At 46.9% G+C, this 18,288-nt stretch carries 14 protein-coding genes and 1 pseudogene; 5 read left to right on the top strand and 10 right to left on the bottom strand.

The genetic code is table 11. The features are described from left to right. Nucleotides 1–206: 206 nt before the first annotated feature. Nucleotides 207–2,393 carry a putative bifunctional diguanylate cyclase/phosphodiesterase gene (locus tag L976_RS21030; protein WP_037414143.1) on the bottom strand — a complete coding sequence of 729 codons (2,187 nt, stop codon included), beginning with the start codon at nt 2,391–2,393 and terminating at the stop codon, nt 207–209. Between the two features lie 171 nt (nt 2,394–2,564). Here L976_RS21030 and thpR point away from each other — a divergent pair, with 171 nt between their 5' ends. Next, nucleotides 2,565–3,140: an RNA 2',3'-cyclic phosphodiesterase gene (gene thpR / locus L976_RS21025; protein WP_047539782.1), complete on the top strand. Its 576-nt coding sequence runs from the start codon at nt 2,565–2,567 to the stop codon at nt 3,138–3,140. A gap of 68 nt (nt 3,141–3,208) precedes the next feature. Here thpR and L976_RS21020 read toward each other — a convergent pair whose 3' ends face one another. Beyond that, a complete protein-coding gene (locus L976_RS21020; protein WP_037414147.1) occupies nt 3,209–3,988 on the bottom strand; it encodes a tetratricopeptide repeat protein in 780 nt (259 codons plus the stop codon). 421 nt (nt 3,989–4,409) lie between these two features. Between L976_RS21020 and crp the strand changes: the two genes are divergently transcribed. The 4 genes from crp to L976_RS21000 all read left to right on the top strand — a co-directional run bounded on the left by crp (nt 4,410) and on the right by L976_RS21000 (nt 7,455). After that, nucleotides 4,410–5,045, top strand: coding sequence for a cAMP-activated global transcriptional regulator CRP (crp, locus tag L976_RS21015; RefSeq protein ID WP_011070954.1), 636 nt, complete (start codon nt 4,410–4,412; stop codon nt 5,043–5,045). An 82-nt stretch (nt 5,046–5,127) separates the two neighbouring features. Beyond that, entirely contained in the window at nt 5,128–5,475 is a 348-nt protein-coding gene (locus L976_RS21010; protein WP_037414150.1) for a PepSY domain-containing protein, read from the top strand. Next, nucleotides 5,456–6,130, top strand: a complete 675-nt coding sequence (locus L976_RS21005; RefSeq protein WP_047539779.1) for a response regulator transcription factor — start codon at nt 5,456–5,458, stop codon at nt 6,128–6,130. Before L976_RS21010 ends, L976_RS21005 begins: the two co-directional genes overlap by 20 nt. Next, nucleotides 6,127–7,455, top strand: coding sequence for an ATP-binding protein (locus L976_RS21000; RefSeq protein ID WP_047539777.1), 1,329 nt, complete (start codon nt 6,127–6,129; stop codon nt 7,453–7,455). Before L976_RS21005 ends, L976_RS21000 begins: the two co-directional genes overlap by 4 nt. A 144-nt stretch (nt 7,456–7,599) precedes the next feature. On the opposite strand, the gene L976_RS20995 is transcribed toward L976_RS21000, so the two are convergent. The 8 genes and pseudogenes from L976_RS20995 to L976_RS20960 form a co-directional block, all read right to left on the bottom strand. Next, nucleotides 7,600–8,403, bottom strand: coding sequence for a DUF1338 domain-containing protein (locus L976_RS20995; protein ID WP_047539775.1), 804 nt, complete (start codon nt 8,401–8,403; stop codon nt 7,600–7,602). A 164-nt stretch (nt 8,404–8,567) separates the two neighbouring features. Further along, on the bottom strand, nt 8,568–10,031 hold the full coding sequence (gene astD / locus L976_RS20990) for a succinylglutamate-semialdehyde dehydrogenase (RefSeq protein WP_047539773.1): 1,464 nt from the start codon (nt 10,029–10,031) through the stop codon (nt 8,568–8,570). A gap of 9 nt (nt 10,032–10,040) precedes the next feature. After that, nucleotides 10,041–11,060, bottom strand: coding sequence for an arginine N-succinyltransferase (gene astA / locus L976_RS20985; protein WP_047539771.1), 1,020 nt, complete (start codon nt 11,058–11,060; stop codon nt 10,041–10,043). A 125-nt stretch (nt 11,061–11,185) separates the two neighbouring features. Further along, nucleotides 11,186–12,403 (bottom strand): aspartate aminotransferase family protein, encoded by a 1,218-nt coding sequence (locus L976_RS20980; protein ID WP_037414164.1) that lies wholly within the window; start codon nt 12,401–12,403, stop codon nt 11,186–11,188. 308 nt (nt 12,404–12,711) lie between these two features. After that, nucleotides 12,712–13,623 (bottom strand): annotated as a pseudogene (locus L976_RS20975) (alpha/beta hydrolase). A gap of 55 nt (nt 13,624–13,678) precedes the next feature. Continuing rightward, a complete protein-coding gene (locus L976_RS20970) occupies nt 13,679–14,824 on the bottom strand; it encodes an HDOD domain-containing protein (RefSeq protein WP_047539770.1) in 1,146 nt (381 codons plus the stop codon). 199 nt (nt 14,825–15,023) lie between these two features. Further along, a complete protein-coding gene (locus L976_RS20965) occupies nt 15,024–17,504 on the bottom strand; it encodes a S9 family peptidase (RefSeq protein ID WP_047539768.1) in 2,481 nt (826 codons plus the stop codon). A 175-nt stretch (nt 17,505–17,679) separates the two neighbouring features. Then, nucleotides 17,680–18,255, bottom strand: a complete 576-nt coding sequence (locus tag L976_RS20960; protein WP_047539766.1) for an anthranilate synthase component II — start codon at nt 18,253–18,255, stop codon at nt 17,680–17,682. Between the last annotated feature and the right edge of the window lie 33 nt (nt 18,256–18,288).

Here is an 18,288-nt window from a genome sequence, read left to right as displayed (position 1 = left end):
AAATTTCCCCTACATATTGTTTTTAATGATTTTTGTGGGGGTATTGTTATGACTGGTGATATAAGTGCAATCAAAACTCGGCTTGGCGCGACAATCTGTCGCAGCCTAAGTTGCATGGGCTCACATTAAGGTAAATAGTGATAAATGAGTCACTTACAAATTAAGAATTGCAGAAGTATAAAAACTCACATGAAGGATAACCGCCGTTACAGCAGCCAAGGCTCGGCCAATCCAGAGGTTAATGTTAGCAATGGCGCGGGTTTATTAATCGCATAACCTTGAGCATAATCCACTCCTAAGCTCTTTAATTTTAAACCAATTTCTGTCGATTCAACAAACTCGGCTACCACATCAAATCCCATATCTTGTCCGAGCTGGCAAATGGCTTTGATGATTGCTTGATCCGCATCATCGTCACACAGGTTAATAACAAACTGACCATCGATTTTGACGTAATCCACATTTAAACGTTTTAGATAAGCGAAACTTGAAAATCCCGCACCAAAGTCATCCAGTGCGAGCTGGCAATTTAATGGCCTAAGCACTTCAATCAGTTTAGTTGCTTGATCTAATTGGCTTACGGCGGCGGTTTCGGTGATCTCAATGCAGAGTTTATCCACCAACTCAGGTTCAGTCATTAGCCGCATTTCAAGCCAATTCATAAACTCACTATCACCCAAAGACGTCGCCGAAAGGTTGACGGATACCAGCCCCAATTGCTGCCAAATCGCTAAATGGCTACTCCCCCACTTCAGCAGATTATCAATGACCCACAAGTCGACTTTGGCGGCCAAGTTATAGCGCTCAGCGGCAGGTAGGAAAATTGCTGGCGAAACAATGTTGCCATTGGGCTGCACCATACGGAGCAGCACTTCTAAATGTAATCCTGGCTCTTCGCAATTTAGTGGTGCAATACTTTGAAAATAAAGCTCAAATTGATTTAACGCGAGGGCACTAACAATATCTACCGAGGCCATCATTTCAGTGTAAAGACGGGTCATTTTAGGATCTTTAGCACTGTATAAATGCCAGCCATTTCGCCCCTTATCTTTGGCGAGTCGACAGGCCGCATCAGCATGGCTCATCACGGTATAAATATCAGAGGCCGACCTATCGAACTTAGCTATCCCCATACTGACGCTGACATTGTGGCAGCGGTTTTCCCAGATAAATTCGTGGGTTGCTAACTGAGTACAAATCCGCTTAGCAATATGCTGCGCCGAATCTACATTGCAGTAATGCATTAAAATACCGAACTCATCACCACCAAGCCGAGCAACGATATCGCCCTTACGCACCAGTTGTTTAAGCCGCAATGTCAACTGGCACAGTAACTTATCCCCCGCTTGATGACCGCTAACATTGTTGATTACTTGAAATTGATCGACATCGATAAAGGCAACACAGGTTGGCATATCATCTTTGCTATGCAGCAAATTATCGAGTAATGCCTCAAAGTGCAGCCGATTGGGCAATCCGGTAAGAGCATCATAGTTAGCATGAAAAGAGAGCTCATCGGCCAGCCGATACTTTTCACTCACATCTTCGGCAATCATAACCAGGGTGTCCTTATCACCGTGGATCTGACTAAAACTGAGCCTTAACCACTCTAATTGATGCAGCGATTTAAGCGGCAATTCGCACCAAGCTTGTCCTAATACGCCTTCACGCACCATATGCAACGTATCGGAGAGCATCGCGTGCTCTTCATCGCGCACCATGCTGAATAAATCGTATCCATGCTGCACTGGCAAGGTTTGCAGCGCCACTTTGTTCAGCATCGTCAGTTGATTTTGTTTATCCAGCAAAGCACAAGCCAAGGGCAATTGATTAAAGACTTCGCGATATTTGTTTTCACTCGCTAACATATCATGGGCGATACGGGTCAGCTCCATCGCCGAACCAATCATCACAGCCGCATGTTGAAACTCCTGAATAAATTCCTCAGTCCACTCACAGCATTCGGAGCAATTTACCGCCCCAAGGGCAATACGGGTTTCTCCAAATACGACGGGGGGTAACACCAGTAGACTTTTGACATCCCAATCCCGTAACAATGCCCGCTCTGCCTGAGCTTCTGACGGTAATGTATTCACATCGGGTAGATTCAGCAGCTTGGGGGTTCTCACAAGGGAGCGAAAAAAAGGCATACGCGCGAGCGGCCAAACGCGAGTCTGCTGGCCCTGGCTAAATTGCGGTTTTAAATACAAATTACGGGTGCGTAAATGGTCGAGGGATAAACTCCCCGTTAGCACAAACACCCCATCACAGTGCAACTGAAGTGTAATCGCCTCTAATGCTCTATCAACATTTTGCTCTAGGGTTTCTAGCGGCGTTTCGCTAAAAATCGTCACTAATGCCTGTTGGAGTGAATTTGCTAAACCATCTGACATGAAAAGGGATTTCCTTACCTACAATTCCATTTAAGGTATTATTGCTACACTTCCCAGAAACAAATTCAAGTCATCGAAAGCCGATGATGAATAATGACCACGGGCCTTTCTGTATTACCAAACAAAAGCATAGCTTATGTTTGGCATTTGAGCAGGTAGCGGAGATAAAGAGTGTTACAACGACTATTTCTTGGATTCGCCCTTAATGAGACTCAACGCATGCCACTGCTGCAATTGCAGCAATGCTTAGCACAACAGTTAACGCCCCATGCAAAACCCGTAAGCAAAGCGAATTTTCATCTCACCCTCGCTTTTTTAGGCTTAGCCAATCAGTCTCAAAAGACACTGCTGCTCGAAGCCGTTGATAGACTGTATCGGCCACGATTTACAGTACAACTAGATAAGCTCGCCGTTTGGCCCAAGGCACAGGTATGTTGTTTAAAGGGAGATAGGGTTAGCCCTGCGTTGGCGTTATTGGCATCGCAGGCGCAAGATTTAGCGCAGCAGTTGCAATTGCATCAGAGCGAACATCCATTTCGACCGCATATCAGCTTGTTTAGAAAAGCCAAGTCATTGAGCACCTTTGATAACGAGCTTCCCCTCAAGGATCTAGCGAATACACCGATAACTGCATTCACGCTCGCTCCCGAACAGCTTCATTTGTACCTTTCGTCAAGCGGTAATCGTGGGGTGGAATATCACATCTTACATTCTTGGCCGCTCGAACAGCCTGAATCCGCCCAATAAATAAAACGCCAGAAACAATCAGCCCGAGCATAGCCCGGGCTGATAAAGATAATAAAACACTAACGGGTTTAATCGAGCAAACGCAGTGTCTCACGGTAGGCGCGTTTCTGCTCATAGCTATGTAAACGCTGCTTAAATTCATCGGTTTTAGTCGCTTCAGCCGTCATCTTCAAAGCTGCAATCGCCTTTTGCTGCGTCGAAACGGCAGCGCCAAAATCGCCCACTTCCGCATAGGCCGCGGCCAAGTTGTCGAGATTAGTGGGATCATTTTCGTTGACCTTAAGGAGCTGTAGAGATAACTGAAGCGCTTTATTGCCATCACGGTATTCGGCCTCTGGGCAAGTTGCGAGAATCCAAGCCACATTGCCAAGGGCAATATCATCGCCAACACGGGAAAATTGCTCTACCGCTTTGCCGCAATTGCGCTTAACGCCATCACCACCCGAAGCGTAAATAAAGCCTAAACGAAACTGTGCCCAACGATTACCACGCTCCCCCATATCCTTATACCAACGCTCGGCTACAGCTAAGTCTCGTTTTATCAATTGGCCTTCAAAGGAGAGATCCGCCAAAGTTTGCTGCGCCTTTTCGTGTTGTTGCTCGGCGGCGAGAGTTATCCAGTGCAGTCCTGATGGCACTTCTTGCTGCACATAACGTCCAGAGAGAAACATCAGTCCCAGTAAAAATTGCGCATCGGCATCACCTTGTTCCGCCTGAACTTGAATATGCACAAATTTACTCGCCGCAATTTCATTTGCGGGCTGCGGGATAGAAAATGCGTATGCAGCAGAACTTAATCCAACGGATAAAGTCAATCCTGCACCGAAAACCCATTGTCTGTATTTCACGTGGTAACCTCTTCGAAAAACAACCGCGTCCCCAAGTTAGCCAGAATTAACCCCATAAGTCGAGTCTAAATAGGTTCAATTGACCTTAAATAAAGGGAAAAATCACCGCTGATTTTTAAATTGCTCGACTCACAATGTCAGGCCACTAAGGTTTACGATTATTTTACTCACAAAAAACCCTTAAAAGCCTTTATAAGATGTGATTAACTCTACAGAGTTAAGTGAATCCAGTGAGTTTGACACCGATTTAGTTGACTAATATCACTAAAGTAGCAAAATAAGCTCTAATTTTAGTTGGTTAATTGCATTTATTCACTCATTCTAAACTAAGATGTCCATCAAGTTTTTATGGGTGTAATTGACGTAAAATGCTTATTTAGAATATTCTTACTTTCGTTTTAATCAATCGAGGAACATCGACATGGCTCTGATTGGTAAGCCAAAACCGGACCCAACTTTGGAATGGTTTTTATCACACTGTCACATTCATAAGTATCCCGCTAAAAGCACCTTGATCCATGCTGGTGAAGACTCAGATACCCTTTATTACATCGTAAAAGGTTCTGTTGCGGTATTGATTAAAGATGAAGAAGGTAAGGAAATGATCCTATCTTATCTTAATCAAGGCGACTTTATCGGTGAGTTAGGATTGTTCGAAGAACAAGCTGAACGTACTGCTTGGGTTCGTGCAAAACAAGCATGTGAAATTGCTGAAATCTCTTACAAGAAGTTCAAGCAATTAATCCAAGTTAACCCCGAAATTCTGATGAAACTATCGGCTCAAATGGCATACCGCCTACAGAGCACTAGCCAGAAAGTCGGTAATTTAGCATTCCTCGATGTGGCAGGCCGTATTGCCCAAACATTGTTGCATTTAGCAAAACAACCTGATGCCATGACTCACCCAGACGGCATGCAAATTAAGATCACTCGCCAAGAAATTGGTCAGATCGTTGGTTGTTCCCGCGAAACTGTGGGTCGTATCTTAAAGATGCTTGAAGAACAAAATCTCATTCAAGCACACGGTAAAACCATTGTGGTTTATGGCACCCGTTAAGTTAGACTTCAGCTTGATTTAAGCCTGTTTCATTAAAGTGGCCTAGCATAAAATCTAGGCCATTTTTTATTGGGGAGCATAAATGAAACGGCTGTTATTTATCTGTTTTTTCAGTCTGTTTACGCTGGTGCATCCAACAATAATTAACGCCGAACCGATTGAATTAGAACATTATCAAGCCAAGGCTTTAGTCAACTCTGGGCAAATTCTATCACTCAATGGCACCCTAGCCGTGGTCAATCAATTCTGCCAAGGTGAACTAATTGACGCACATCTCTATCAAGAAGATCATAAATGGCGCTATGATTTGCAAATCAAAGTGCAACGCGGCCAAATAGTGAATCTGAGTATTGATGCCACCAACGGTCAACTTGAACACTCCACCGCACTACCGAGCGAATGTCGAAAACATGAAACTGCTACTCGTTGAAGATAATCCGATGTTGGTCTCCGAACTGGAGAAACAACTCAAACAGGCTGGCTACGTTACCGATATTACTGATAAAGCGGTTGAAGCCGATTACCTCGTTAAAGAAACCCAATACGACTGCGTGATCTTAGATATTGGTCTCCCCGATGGCAATGGGCTGGAATTACTCGAAGGCTGGCGTAATCAAGGCATTAGCACCCCTGTTATTATGTTAACCGCCCGCAGCCAATGGCATGAAAAGGTCGAAGGTTTCAATGCCGGTGCCGATGATTATTTAGGAAAACCCTTCCACGCACAGGAGCTATTAGCGCGTATCCAAGCGCTTATTCACCGTGCACACGGTCGGTTAAATAATCCAAGTAAACAGTTGAGCTATGGTGGCGTCACCTTAGATGAGGCGGAGCAGACAGTCAGCGTTGGCGAGCACTTGTATGAATTGACCGCAATGGAATTCAGGCTGTTAAAAATCTTCCTCATGTCGCCTAAGAAGCTGTTATCTAAGGCTCAACTGACGGACAAGCTCTATCAGTTTGACGACGAGAAAGAGAGTAATGTGGTTGAAGTTTACGTGACTCATCTGCGCAAAAAACTCGGTAAAACTGCGATAGAAACCCGCCGCGGTCAAGGTTATATCTTCCACGGCGTGACTGCATGATCTCGATTCGCACTAAGCTCAGTTTATGGTTAACGGGCTTATTGGTATTAGGCACAGTAGTTGGACTCATATTATTTGAGTCCATGCTGCGCCAAGCGTTTCACGACTCGATTATCAATCGCTTAGAAGAAGATTTAGAACACATTATGCTGGCAACCCATTTCAATAATGGGGAAATCCACATCGATCAGAGCCAACTGTCGAGCTTCTACCGCCCCGCCTATTCGGGGCGTTATTTCCAGCTAAACCTGCCCAATGAAGTGATCCGCTCCCGCTCCCTGTGGGATATGCAGCTCGATATCGAACCTTTAGCGCCAAACCAAACCCGTGTCTGGCAAGCAAAGGGACCTAAAAATAATGATATGCAGTTATTATCTCTTGGATTAAATTCCAGCAGCGCCAATGTCACCGCCACCCTAACGGTAGCGCAGGATTTGAGTATTGGTAGACGGGTATTTAGTGAAGTCTACGGCACTAAGCTTGGGGTTAACCTCGCCATGTTAGTAGCCATGATCGCTGGTATCTTCCTGATCCTGCGCCAATCCTTTAAACCCGTTAAACAGATCCAACATGCACTGTCACGCCTACAAGAAGGCGAGATTAACGCCTTAGAGCTGAATAACATTCCGCCCGAAGTGCAACCGCTGGCGAAGACCTACAACGAGTTATTGGAATACACCGCCAAGCAAATAGAACGTAGCCGCAATAACTTAGGCAACTTAAGCCATGGGCTCAAAACCCCACTGGCAGTGATGCAGCAACAGGTAGAAGCCTTGGGGCTAAAAGATCCCGATACCGCCATGGCGTTGCAACAGCAACTCGACGCTATCCATAAAATGGTCGAGCGTAAGCTTGCGGCGGCGCGGATCACCGGTGATATGTTACCTGCCGCCCAGTTAGTGGTGCCGAGGGATCTCCACAGCCTCGCCAATACCCTCAACAAAGTGCACAGAAGCAAAAACATCAACTGCGACTTTGAGCTCGATCCTAGTATCCAGCGCCTGCCTATTCATAGGGAAGATGGTATGGAGCTCTTAGGGAATCTGCTCGATAACGCCTTTAAATGGGCGGGCAGCCAAGTCACGGTAAAACTGTGGAAGGCACAAAATAAACTCTGCCTTAGCATCGACGATGATGGCCCAGGTGTTGCTGACGACGAACTCGATAAACTCACCCAAAGGGGCACGCGCCTTGATGAATCCGTCATGGGCCATGGCCTAGGTTTATCGATAGTGAAGGAAATTGCCGAGCAATATGGCATTGAACTTAAGTTTAAACACAGCAGCCACTTATCTGGCCTCAGTATTGAACTAGTCTTTGGCTAACGAGTGCTTAGCTAAGAGTGCTTAGCGAACATGTGTTGAGCTAACTATTGTTGTTCTAGCTACTTGCTCTAAGTGCCACCCATAAAAAACGCCATCAATTGATGGCGTTTTTGTTTGAGATTAAGTCAGCAACAACCTAATTCATTAGGCTTTTTTCGCGTTGGTGCTCTCAAAAATCTTATCGGCTGATGCGGCCACAAAGCCGGTATACAGCTCACCATTCGCCTTTGGATAACGCAGGGCGAATTCATAGAAGCAGCTTGGGATCTCAACCGTTGTATCGCTAAATACCACAGCGATTTTATCGGCCATAGTCGATGATTGCTCCAGTAACACCTCTGGTGAACCTTTGATTTCGCCACCTGAGCTATTGAGCACAAAACCCGCTTGCTTGAGTGCATCATTTACCGACTCTAAGGTATCAAAACCCTCTAGGTGGTTGATAGAAACCGTAAAATGATTGGCGCGGTAACCAAAAGCTGCAACCCAAGCCGCATATTCACTCTCTTCGAGCAGCGTCTCGTAGGTTTTAGCATCCAGCGTCCAATGACGACCCGAATAGATAAAGTTATCCGCTTTCGTCGCTTGCTCATCCACTTGGGCAATCAAACCTTGAATGGTGCTTTGCAGTGATGGGCTAAACTCTTCCACCAATAGCTCAGAAATAAACACCTTAGGTTGAGTCGCATCTGGGTGCTCAAAATGCTTTGCCACCAGTTTTTTCTGTTCAAACTTATAGTCACCGCAGGCCACATAACCTAAAGAAGTAAAGTGCTCTGCTAATACGGCTAAATTCACCTTAGCGATATTAAAAGTACGCAGAGCGATATGGTCGTTGATAATCGGCTTGCCGTGTCCAAGTAGCTCGTGCACCTTGGCCGCAGATGGGGTCATTTGAATATAGTCTTGCCAGAGGGCGGCAAATAACGCATTGATATCTGTGTGCATAAAAACTCCTTTTATTGTGCTGCGACTATAGTGCGTATTGTTTTGCCGCTCGCACTCAATGTAACGACCCTAGCTACTTGCTGCACAACGGCGCTCAGTAGCAGCCCAAGTAACGTTACTGCTTGTAATGAAAAAGGAAGAACCTAGGTTCTTCCTCAATGATGTCACTCTAAACTTAACCCTGGACTTAAACTTGCAGGTAGGCTCACCGCATCGGCCTCAACGGAGGCAACGGGATAAGCACAGTAGTCTGCGGCATAAAATGCACTCGCCCTGTGGTTACCCGAAGCGCCTACGCCACCAAAGGGCGCAGCACCCGAAGCACCAGTGATCTGCTTGTTCCAGTTCACAATCCCCGCACGAATGCGAGCAAGGAAATACTCATAATCATCACGGCTATCGGCCAAGATACCTGCGGATAAGCCATAACGGGTTTGGTTAGCCAGCTTAATCGCTTGGTCAAAATCACTGTAGCGCACTAATTGCAGCAATGGTCCAAAGTATTCCTCATCGGGTAACTCGCTCACCGCTGTGACATCGATAAGCCCGGGTGAGACTAAGCCCGTTCCCGCCTGCAAATGAGTGAGTTCAACCAGCGACACGCCGCCTAAGCTCTGCAAGTTAGCCTGCGCCGCCACCATACCTTTCGCTGCGCCTTCGGAAATCATTGAGCCCATAAATGGTTGTGGCTGCGCGTTCCAAGGGCCGACTTTAATCTGTTTCACCGCTTCAACCAGCTTGGCTACTAAGGCATCGCCCTGCTCGCCTTGCTCAACATAGAGCCTGCGGGCACAGGTACAACGCTGGCCTGATGAAATATAGGCCGATTGCAGAATATCGTGCACAGCGGCTTTAATATCGGCCACGCCTTTAATAATCAGCGGGTTATTACCGCCCATTTCTAAGGCGAGGATCTTACCTGGATGACCCGCATATTGCTGGTGCAACAGGTGACCGGTGCGAGAACTGCCGGTAAAGAACAGGCCGTCGAGTTGTGGGTGCGACGCCAGCGCCTTACCCGTATCGACTTCGCCTTGCACTAAGTTGATAACACCCGCGGGCAGACCCGCCTTTTCCCAAAGAGAGACCATCAACTCGGCCACTTTAGGCGTCAATTCAGAGGGCTTAAACACCACGGTATTGCCCGCGAGCAGCGCTGGCACAATATGACCATTGGGTAAATGCCCAGGGAAGTTATAAGGCCCAAACACAGCAACCACACCGTGTGGCTTATGGCGTAGCACGGCGCGCCCTGCTGGCGTGTCATTGGCTTCAGTGCCGGTGCGCTTGTTATAAGCCGTTGCCGACAGGCCAATCTTACCAATCATGGCAGCAACTTCTGTCGCCGTTTCCCACTGGGGTTTACCGGTTTCTTGAGCGATCGTTTCGGCTAATTCGGCTTTGTTCGCTTCGAGTTGGCTACGATAAGCTTCAACTATCTTTAGACGCGCATCAAAACCTAACATAAACCAATCGAACTGAGCTTCACGGGCGGCATCGACGGCAGCGTTGACTTGATCGGCTGTCGCCGTTTGGCCGCGCCAAATAATTTCGCCATTTGCTGGGTTGCTAGAGGTCACATCATGACCCTTGCCAGCGTGCCACTGGCCTTTAATAAAATGTGTCATTTGCTATTCCTACATTGCCAAAATACGGATTTGATCGCCTTTTGCGAGTAACAAACCTTCGGCGAGTTCTGGGCTAATTACCACCTGCTCAGCTTTATCATCAACGCAGAGATAAGCTGCGGTCGCTCTGTAATTGGCTAATTGAGTGTTAGAGATAATAAATTGCTTATCGGATTCTGGCATATCACCAATTTCGACCGTCAGTAGACGGCTTTCACGCACAGCACGAATATCGGTTAAACGGCACTCGACCGTTGGGCCACCATCGAAAATATCCACATAACCGCGGCATCTAAAACCTTCGGCCTGCAGCAAACTTAGGGCCGGACGCGTATTAGTGTGTACTTCGCCGATCACTTTTTGCGCTTCTTCTGGCAGCAGACAAACATACACGGGGTTACGGGGCATCATCTCCGCCATAAAGGCTTTTTTACCTAAGCCAGACAGGTAGTCAGCTTGAATAAAATCAATGCCTAAAAAGTTTTTTTGCAACCAACCATAGAAGGGAGAATGACCATCTGCATCACTCACGCCACGCATTTCAGCAATCACCGTTTCACCAAAGCGTTTGGCATGCTGCGCCAAAAACAGAAAACGGCTGCGGGATAACATGCGGCCATTATTCCCCTTACGATAAGGCTCCCGTAAAAACAGGGTACAAAGCTCAGCGGCGCCGGTGTAATCGTGACAAAGGGTTAAGGTTTCCACCTCGTTGCGAACTTCAATTTGCTCAGAATGGTACACCTCAGTTCCGAGACGATAGTGGTAGAAGGCATCCTCCATACCGACTGCGGCTTCAATCGCGCAGGTGCCGACCACTTCACGGGTCGTGGTATCCTCGAGCACCATTAAGTAGCCTTCATCAAAGGGCTTATCGACAACTTTGGCAAAAGAGGCTTCAGCACGGGCAATTTTATGCCGAAGCAAATCGGCATTGACTGGCAATGAGGTAAAGCCATGACCAGACTCTTCGGCAATTTGGTATAGAGATTCAAAGTCGCCAGCCCGAATAGGACGTATGATTAACATCTTAGTGTCTCCTCACTTAAGCTTGCAGTGCACCAATGCGCCTATCTTCAAAAGACAGGAATGATGTCTGCAAGAATTCCCTGACAAAAAAGGAGTGCGAATAAAATTCAGCACTCCTTTGGTCCTTAGGCAGCGGCGATGCTCGCCACGGCACGTTCAAAACGTGCCAGACCTTCTGCAATATCTGCCTCAGGGATCACCAGTGAAGGTGCAAAACGAACTACGTTGGCCCCCGCCATCAGGCTCATTAAGCCTTCAGCAACAGATGCCACTAAAAAGTCACGTGAACGACCTTGATATTGTTCATTAAGAACCGCCCCTAACAGTAAGCCTTTACCGCGAACTTCAGAGAAAACGTGATATTTTTCATTAATTTTGTTCAAGCCGTCGCGTAATAATTGCTCGCGATGTTTCACACCATTCAAAACTTCTGGCGTGTTAACCACATCTAATACCGCGTTGCCGATAGCACAAGCTAATGGATTACCACCATAGGTTGAACCGTGAGTCCCCACTTTTAGGTGCTCAGCAATTTCCGCAGTAGTCAGCATAGCTGCAATAGGGAAACCACCACCAAGTGCTTTAGCCGTGGTAAGAATATCCGGCACTATGTCGGTGCCCATGTAAGCATAAAGTTCGCCTGTACGACCAACACCAGTTTGTACTTCGTCGAAAATCACCAGTGCATTGTGTTTATTTGCCAGTTCACGCACCGCTTTGAGGAACGCAGGATCAGCATTAATAATACCGCCCTCACCTTGCAGCGGCTCAAGCATGATGGCGCAAGTTTTATCCGATACGGCCGCTTCTAATGCCGCAACATCGTTATAAGGTAAGTGGGTAATGCTTTGCGGTTTTGGACCAAAACCATCGGAATATGCCGCTTGACCACCAACGCTCACGGTGAAGAAAGTACGGCCGTGGAAGGCTTTATCGAAGGCGATGATTTCATCTTTCTCTACGCCGTATTTTTCTAAAGCATAACGACGGGCTAATTTCAGTGCCGCTTCGTTGGCTTCGGCGCCAGAGTTGGCAAAATAGACACGCTCAGCAAATGTGCTATTGACTAACTTAGTGGCCAGCTCGAGTGCAGGCTCGTTGGTCATGACGTTAGACAGATGCCATAATTTTTCGCCTTGGGTTTTTAAGGCATTCACTAAGGCAGGATGACAGTGACCTAAGCAATTTACTGCAATACCGCCAGCAAAATCGATAAATTCGTTACCCTCTTGATCCCATACACGGCTGCCTTCGCCACGTACAGGGATCACGGCAGCAGGCGCATAGTTAGGCACCATAACCGCATCAAACTGGGCACGATTCAACTTCATATCAACGCTCATTCTTCTTCATCCTTTGTTTAAATGTAACGGCATCGGGAGCCGTCTGAGTCCCCAACGTATCTTTATCTTGAGTTAGTGATACAGGGTATGCTTGTGTCTATTAATAGCCATTATTAGCGAAATTGTGATCAAAATACCAGTTTTTCACAAACAACATTCACCATGCTTAAGGCCAAAGTGCATAAAGATTGCAGTTTAAGAACTATACAAGCGTTTACGCCAGAGGCATTTAGCATATTTAGTCAGAAAAAAAGTTATTTACCTCTATTTTTGCTAGCTATTCACCGAATATGAATAACTACACAATTTTAACGAATCAGCTGTGAAAGCACAAAATCCGCAATTTGTTCCCTCGCCTCAAGCGCTTCGGGCAACAGATGGAACAGGGGAAAAACATGGGGCATGTTGTGATAAAAACGCGATTCTACCGCGCCACCACAGGCCTTAACTTGCATAACCAGTCGTTCTGAGTCCTGTAAAAGCAACTCACGCGTACCGGCAATCACTAAGAGTGGTGGCAGGTCTGCCAAGTTCCCCTGTAAAGGTGAAACCCGTTCTGACATAGGATTCGCCCCAGCAAGATACGCCCCGCGCAGCCGCAATAGCGACTCAATGGTAAAGAACGGGTCATCCGCGCCTAAAATCAGCTCGGTATCGCCGGTAATCGCTAAATCCAGTGCGGGTGACAACAACACAAAGGCTTTAGGCATGGGCAGATGGCGCTTTTTAAGTTCGAGCAACAGACTTAAGGCTAAATTACCGCCGGCAGAATCGCCCATCAGCACTAGGTTATCGCTCCCTTTCAACTCAATTAAGTGCAGGTATGCCTCGAGTACATCGTCACAGGGCGCGGGATACGGATGCTCCGGCGCTAAACGATAATCAGGGATAAACGTATCGAGGCGACAACGTTCGCTGATATCGGCCACCAGTCTTGCGTGGGCATGGGGAGTTTTAAAACAGAATCCGCCGCCACGAATGTAAAATAGATTGCCCAAACGCGGCGTGTCATTGAGCAGCACGTAATGCAGTAGTGTGGAATGTTGTAAGGGAATTGAGGCCGTAACGAGCTTTTCAGGCCATGGCAACCAGCGCTTATCCAGCTCTAATAAACGTTGCCGTACTTGGCTTAGGGGAAGTTTGGCTTTACCTCAGCTGATCGATGGCCGTGCCACATAGGATAAAATAGTATTTAATACAGAAGCTTGCCAGCTTGGCATTTTCCGTCCTCCACATCAGTGCCGCAATTGGACACCGATGGGAGCGGCGTGCAGATTACAGCAGATCCAACTTCCGATAATTTTGTGCTTTTAGGCGCAGCACTTCCTGCTCGCTGAGCTCGTAATAATCGAACATTAAGCGTTTTTCCTGCGGCTCGATTTGGCGCATCTCTTCAAGCAACAGCACCTTAGCATAACAATTCGCCCGTGCCACTAATGCGGCCGGCATCGAGAGTTCGCGGTAAGTTAAGGTTTGGTCCAACTCTTTAAGCAATTGAGTTAATGGACTCTGTTCAAACTTAAGTAACTCTAATAGTTGCCAATTAAGCTTATGTCCATGGGCTAACACTTGCTCAAAAACCACTTTAGCAGGGAATTCGGTGGCAATAACAGCATCGTACACTTCCTTATCTCGACTCGAGCTTGCCTCACGGATCCAATTGCCCCACGTTTTATCAAATAAACGCGCACTCAAACTCAGCACAACCGAGGTGCCTAACTGATTCAATAATGCGCCACTATAAACTAAGGCTGAGTCAGTATTATGAAGCTGCGCTAACGCATTCGCTGCTATTCCACTGACAATGCTATAGCGCCACAACTTGCGGGTGGTCCAGAGTAACTTAGCGTTGCCACTGGGCAGCCAATTACGCAGGCAAAAATAAGGAATAATGGTACGCAGGTTTTCGATGCCAATGTAATTCATTACTAATTTGATATCGGTGACGCGTACGTCGGAACTCTGCGGGCGGCGCGCCCGAAATGCAGGACTATTAACCATATTGGTTAAATCACGGCATAACCAGCTTAAATTGCTGATTAAAGGTCTTAATCTTGTGGCATCAAGATTTTTAGCCAGCAGTAATTCAAGTAACAGGAGTTGCGATTCGTTAATATCCGACTTGGCTAGCACTAACTCAGGGGAAGCTAATTGATGCTCAATAGCATTATTCACTGTGTCAATAAGTTGCTTTGAAATGGCCTCAAATACTTCTCGAGCTTGAATTTGTTTAAGTAGCCGTGACAGTATCGCCTCTCGCTCTACATCGAGTTTATTAGCATCAGCCTCAAGCTCTTGGTCTAAATCATCCAATAGAGTAGGACTGGCTTTTTGTTTACCGAGAATAAGTTGCTGATAGAGCCTATGTTCTATCTCTAAAATTTTGCCAGGTCTGACGCCGCCCGCTACCGATATCGCCACAGTTTACCTTTCCTATCTCGCCCGTGCTAAGTGGCGCGCATACGCTAAAATCGTTAAAAACATTGCAATTTCAGCATATAGGTTACCTCTTGGCAATAAGCAAACAAGTGACTATTTTACAACCCTGATTAGATTCACTCGCGCCGAAATCCACGCAACAAAAAGGCCTCATATTGAGGCCTTAATACTTTCGCGAGATTTACTTAAGCTCTTGTTCAAAGAGTTTGTAAATACGGCGATATTCGTCTAACCAGCTCGATGGCTGACGGAAGCCGTGGGGCTCAACCGGATAAATCGCCGTTTCGAACATCGGTTTTTCCAGCTCGATAAGATGCTGCACCATGCGCACGCTATCTTGGAAAAACACGTTATCATCCATCACGCCACTCATGATCAGTAATGGCTTAGTCAAGCCTTGGGCATGTTCAATAGGCGAGCTACGCTCATAGGCGATAGGGTCAACATCCGGCGTGTTTAAAATATTGGAGGTGTATGGCGCGTTGTAATGTGCCCAATCCGCCACAGGGCGCAGTGCTGCGCCTGCTTGGAATAATTCCGGCTCAGTAAATAAGGACATAAAGGTTAAGAAACCGCCGTAAGAACCGCCATAGGTACCGACGCGCTTAATATCCACGTTGGCATTTTGGCCCATCCAAGTCACGCCATCTTTTAAATCTTCGACTTCAGGATGCCCCATATTGCGATAAATCGCCGTGCGCCAATCGCGACCATAGCCTTTAGAACCACGGTAATCCATGTCCATCACTACATAGCCTTGTTGGGTCAGTAGGTTGTGGAACATAAACTCACGGAAGTAACCACTAAAGCCATAATCGGCATTTTGTAAGTAACCTGCGCCATGGTTAAAGATAACGGCAGGATATTTCTCGGCGCGAGATTTGTCATAACCCTGCGGCAAATAAACCCGCGCATACACTTGGCCAGCGCCATGGTTTGAAGGAACGGCAACCACTTCGGGTGCTTGCCATGGATATTGCTTAAAGGCATCGCTGGTGTATGACGTGAGCTGTTTTAACTCACCGCCAATAGGCTGAATATAAAGCTCATTCGGCTCTGTACGGCGAGACGCATTCAGCAGCAACTTAGTGCCATCGGGGCTTAAGCTGTAATCTAAATTACCGTCCCACTGAGTTAATTGCTCGTTTTTGCCCGAGGCAATATTCACACGGTGAACATTGTAAATACCGGGGTGGCTTTTGTTAGCCTTGTAGTAGATGTAGTTTGCATGGGGCGATAGGGTAATATCACTCACCACAAACTTACCTTGGGTCAAAGCGCGGGGCTGTTCACCGTTCGCCTTGATATAAAGCTGGGAATAACCTGTTTCTTCAGAGAGATAGTACAGACTGTCCGTACCGGGTAACCAGCCAAATTGGTTATAGTCGTAGTTCACCCAAGCATCATCATGCAGGCGATGCTCGGTGATAAACTTGCCTTTTGCCAGATCGACACTGGCAATCCAACGATCTTTGTTATCGGTCGCTTCGACCATTACAGCCAGTTTGTCCTCAGACTCATGCCATTGAATCGCGCTTTGAGTCCAGCCCCAATCCTGCATCAGCTGGATTTTACGTGGAGCCTTAGTACTTTGATATGACTCACCTTTTGCTTTAGCGTTTTCACTCTTAACCTTAGCTAAAACGTCTTCATCGAAGCCAGTTAAGCCTTCGATAGTCACATCGATCTGTTTATGCTCAGTGAGGTCTAACACCACAAAACGTTGTCCTGGTGGATTATCTTCCGCGACACGGGCACGCACGGGCACAGGGTCGATATAGCCTTCGCTACCGAGGTAGTTTGGCATGATGTCGTGTTCACTGCTGCCGGTGTAATTTTTATCGGTTAGGGCTACAAACAGATAGCGACCGTCTGGCGACAGACTTAGCTCAGACACCACCTCGGCATCACCTAGATACCAAGTGTTAGCGGCGAGGGTCGGATCACTCTTTTGCAGCTCGTTCTTAAACTGTTCTTTGGCTTTGGCATTTTCCTGCTGCAACGCCACATATTGAATGAGTCTGTGCTGCTGCTTGGCTAAGTAGCTGCTGGGTTCTTTCACGCCTTCGGGCGCTTTCGCCATTTTGATTTCAGCCAACTGCTCCACTAATCCGCTGTCTTGATGGATTTGGAAAACATTATCCCCTTGCCAATAGGCGATATCGCCATTGTTAAGGTAACACAGGCCACTGATGGCAGTGCGCTGGCGGGTAAGCTGGGTGATTTTGCCAGAGCTTAAATGCTTAACAAAAATATTGCCTTGGTAGAGATACGCCTTGTTAGCTTTAGTGCTATCGAACACACCAAACTGCTGATCAGCCGCATGTAGCTTATCGATAGCCAGTTCAACGGCGCGGCTGTCATTAATGCCCTGCTGATAATAATTTCGTAGCGGTGATGCGCTGGCTTGACGGGCAAAGAAAACGCTCTGACTGTCATCGCTCCAGTAGGCTTCCTTAGCGAAAATCCCCATCCAATCGGGGTTCGCCATAATTTGATTCAGCGTAAGCGGTTGTGAAACTTGGGGAGGCTGAGCTAAAGGGACTTGATAAGCCTGTGGTGTGGTCGCGGGAGTTGCCGTTTCAGTTGAGGTGGCGGCGCAACTCGTCAATACCGCAACGGCTAACGCACTTAAACCCAAATTTCGCATTACGCTGTTCATTTGTCCTTCCTTTTATTGTTATCGCAGCCCTAGTTACACTTTGGAGCTAACTCCATGAGTACGTGAGCAGGCATCGTTTTGCGGCAGTTATATCACACTTGAGCGACATATTTGCTTAAATGAAGGAGAAATCTTGTAACAAAGAGTAGAGCAAAATCGATTTTTTGGATTCAACCTAAGCCGATTGAGATAAGAAATTTGCCAACAATTCATGCCCTTGCTCGGTGAGAATCGACTCGGGGTGAAATTGCACACCAAAGAGCGGCAACTCTTTATGACTCATGGCCATGATTTCGCGCCCATGGTTCGGGTCATCAAACCAAGCATCCAGCACAAAACCATCAGGTATAGAATCAACCAGTAATGAATGGTAGCGAGTTACAGTTAATGGCTGATTTAACCCTTTAAACAGGCGCTCACCAGTATGGGTAATCTCGCTAATTTTACCGTGCATCACCCGCTGTGCTCGCACAACTTTGGCCCCAAACACCTGCGCCATGGCTTGATGTCCTAAGCACACGCCAAGGATCGGTAAACGAGTAGCAAAATGCTCAATTGCTGACAAGGAAATCCCCGCTTCGTTAGGTGAGCAAGGGCCAGGAGAGATGACTAAATGATTCGGCGATAGCGCCTCGATTTCCGCTAAGCTGATTTCATCATTGCGTTTAACCACGATCTCTTGCCCTAACTGCTGAAAATACTGCACTAAGTTAAAGGTAAAAGAGTCGTAATTGTCGATCATTAGCAACATACAAAATCCATTGGCTCAAATGGGAAGTCGATG

The organism is Shewanella sp. ZOR0012 (assembly GCF_000798835.1).
Classification (GTDB): Bacteria; Pseudomonadota; Gammaproteobacteria; order Enterobacterales; family Shewanellaceae; genus Shewanella; species Shewanella xiamenensis.
The sequence above is the reverse complement of the archived record's forward strand: the minus strand, read 5'-3'. Positions and strand labels throughout refer to the sequence as shown.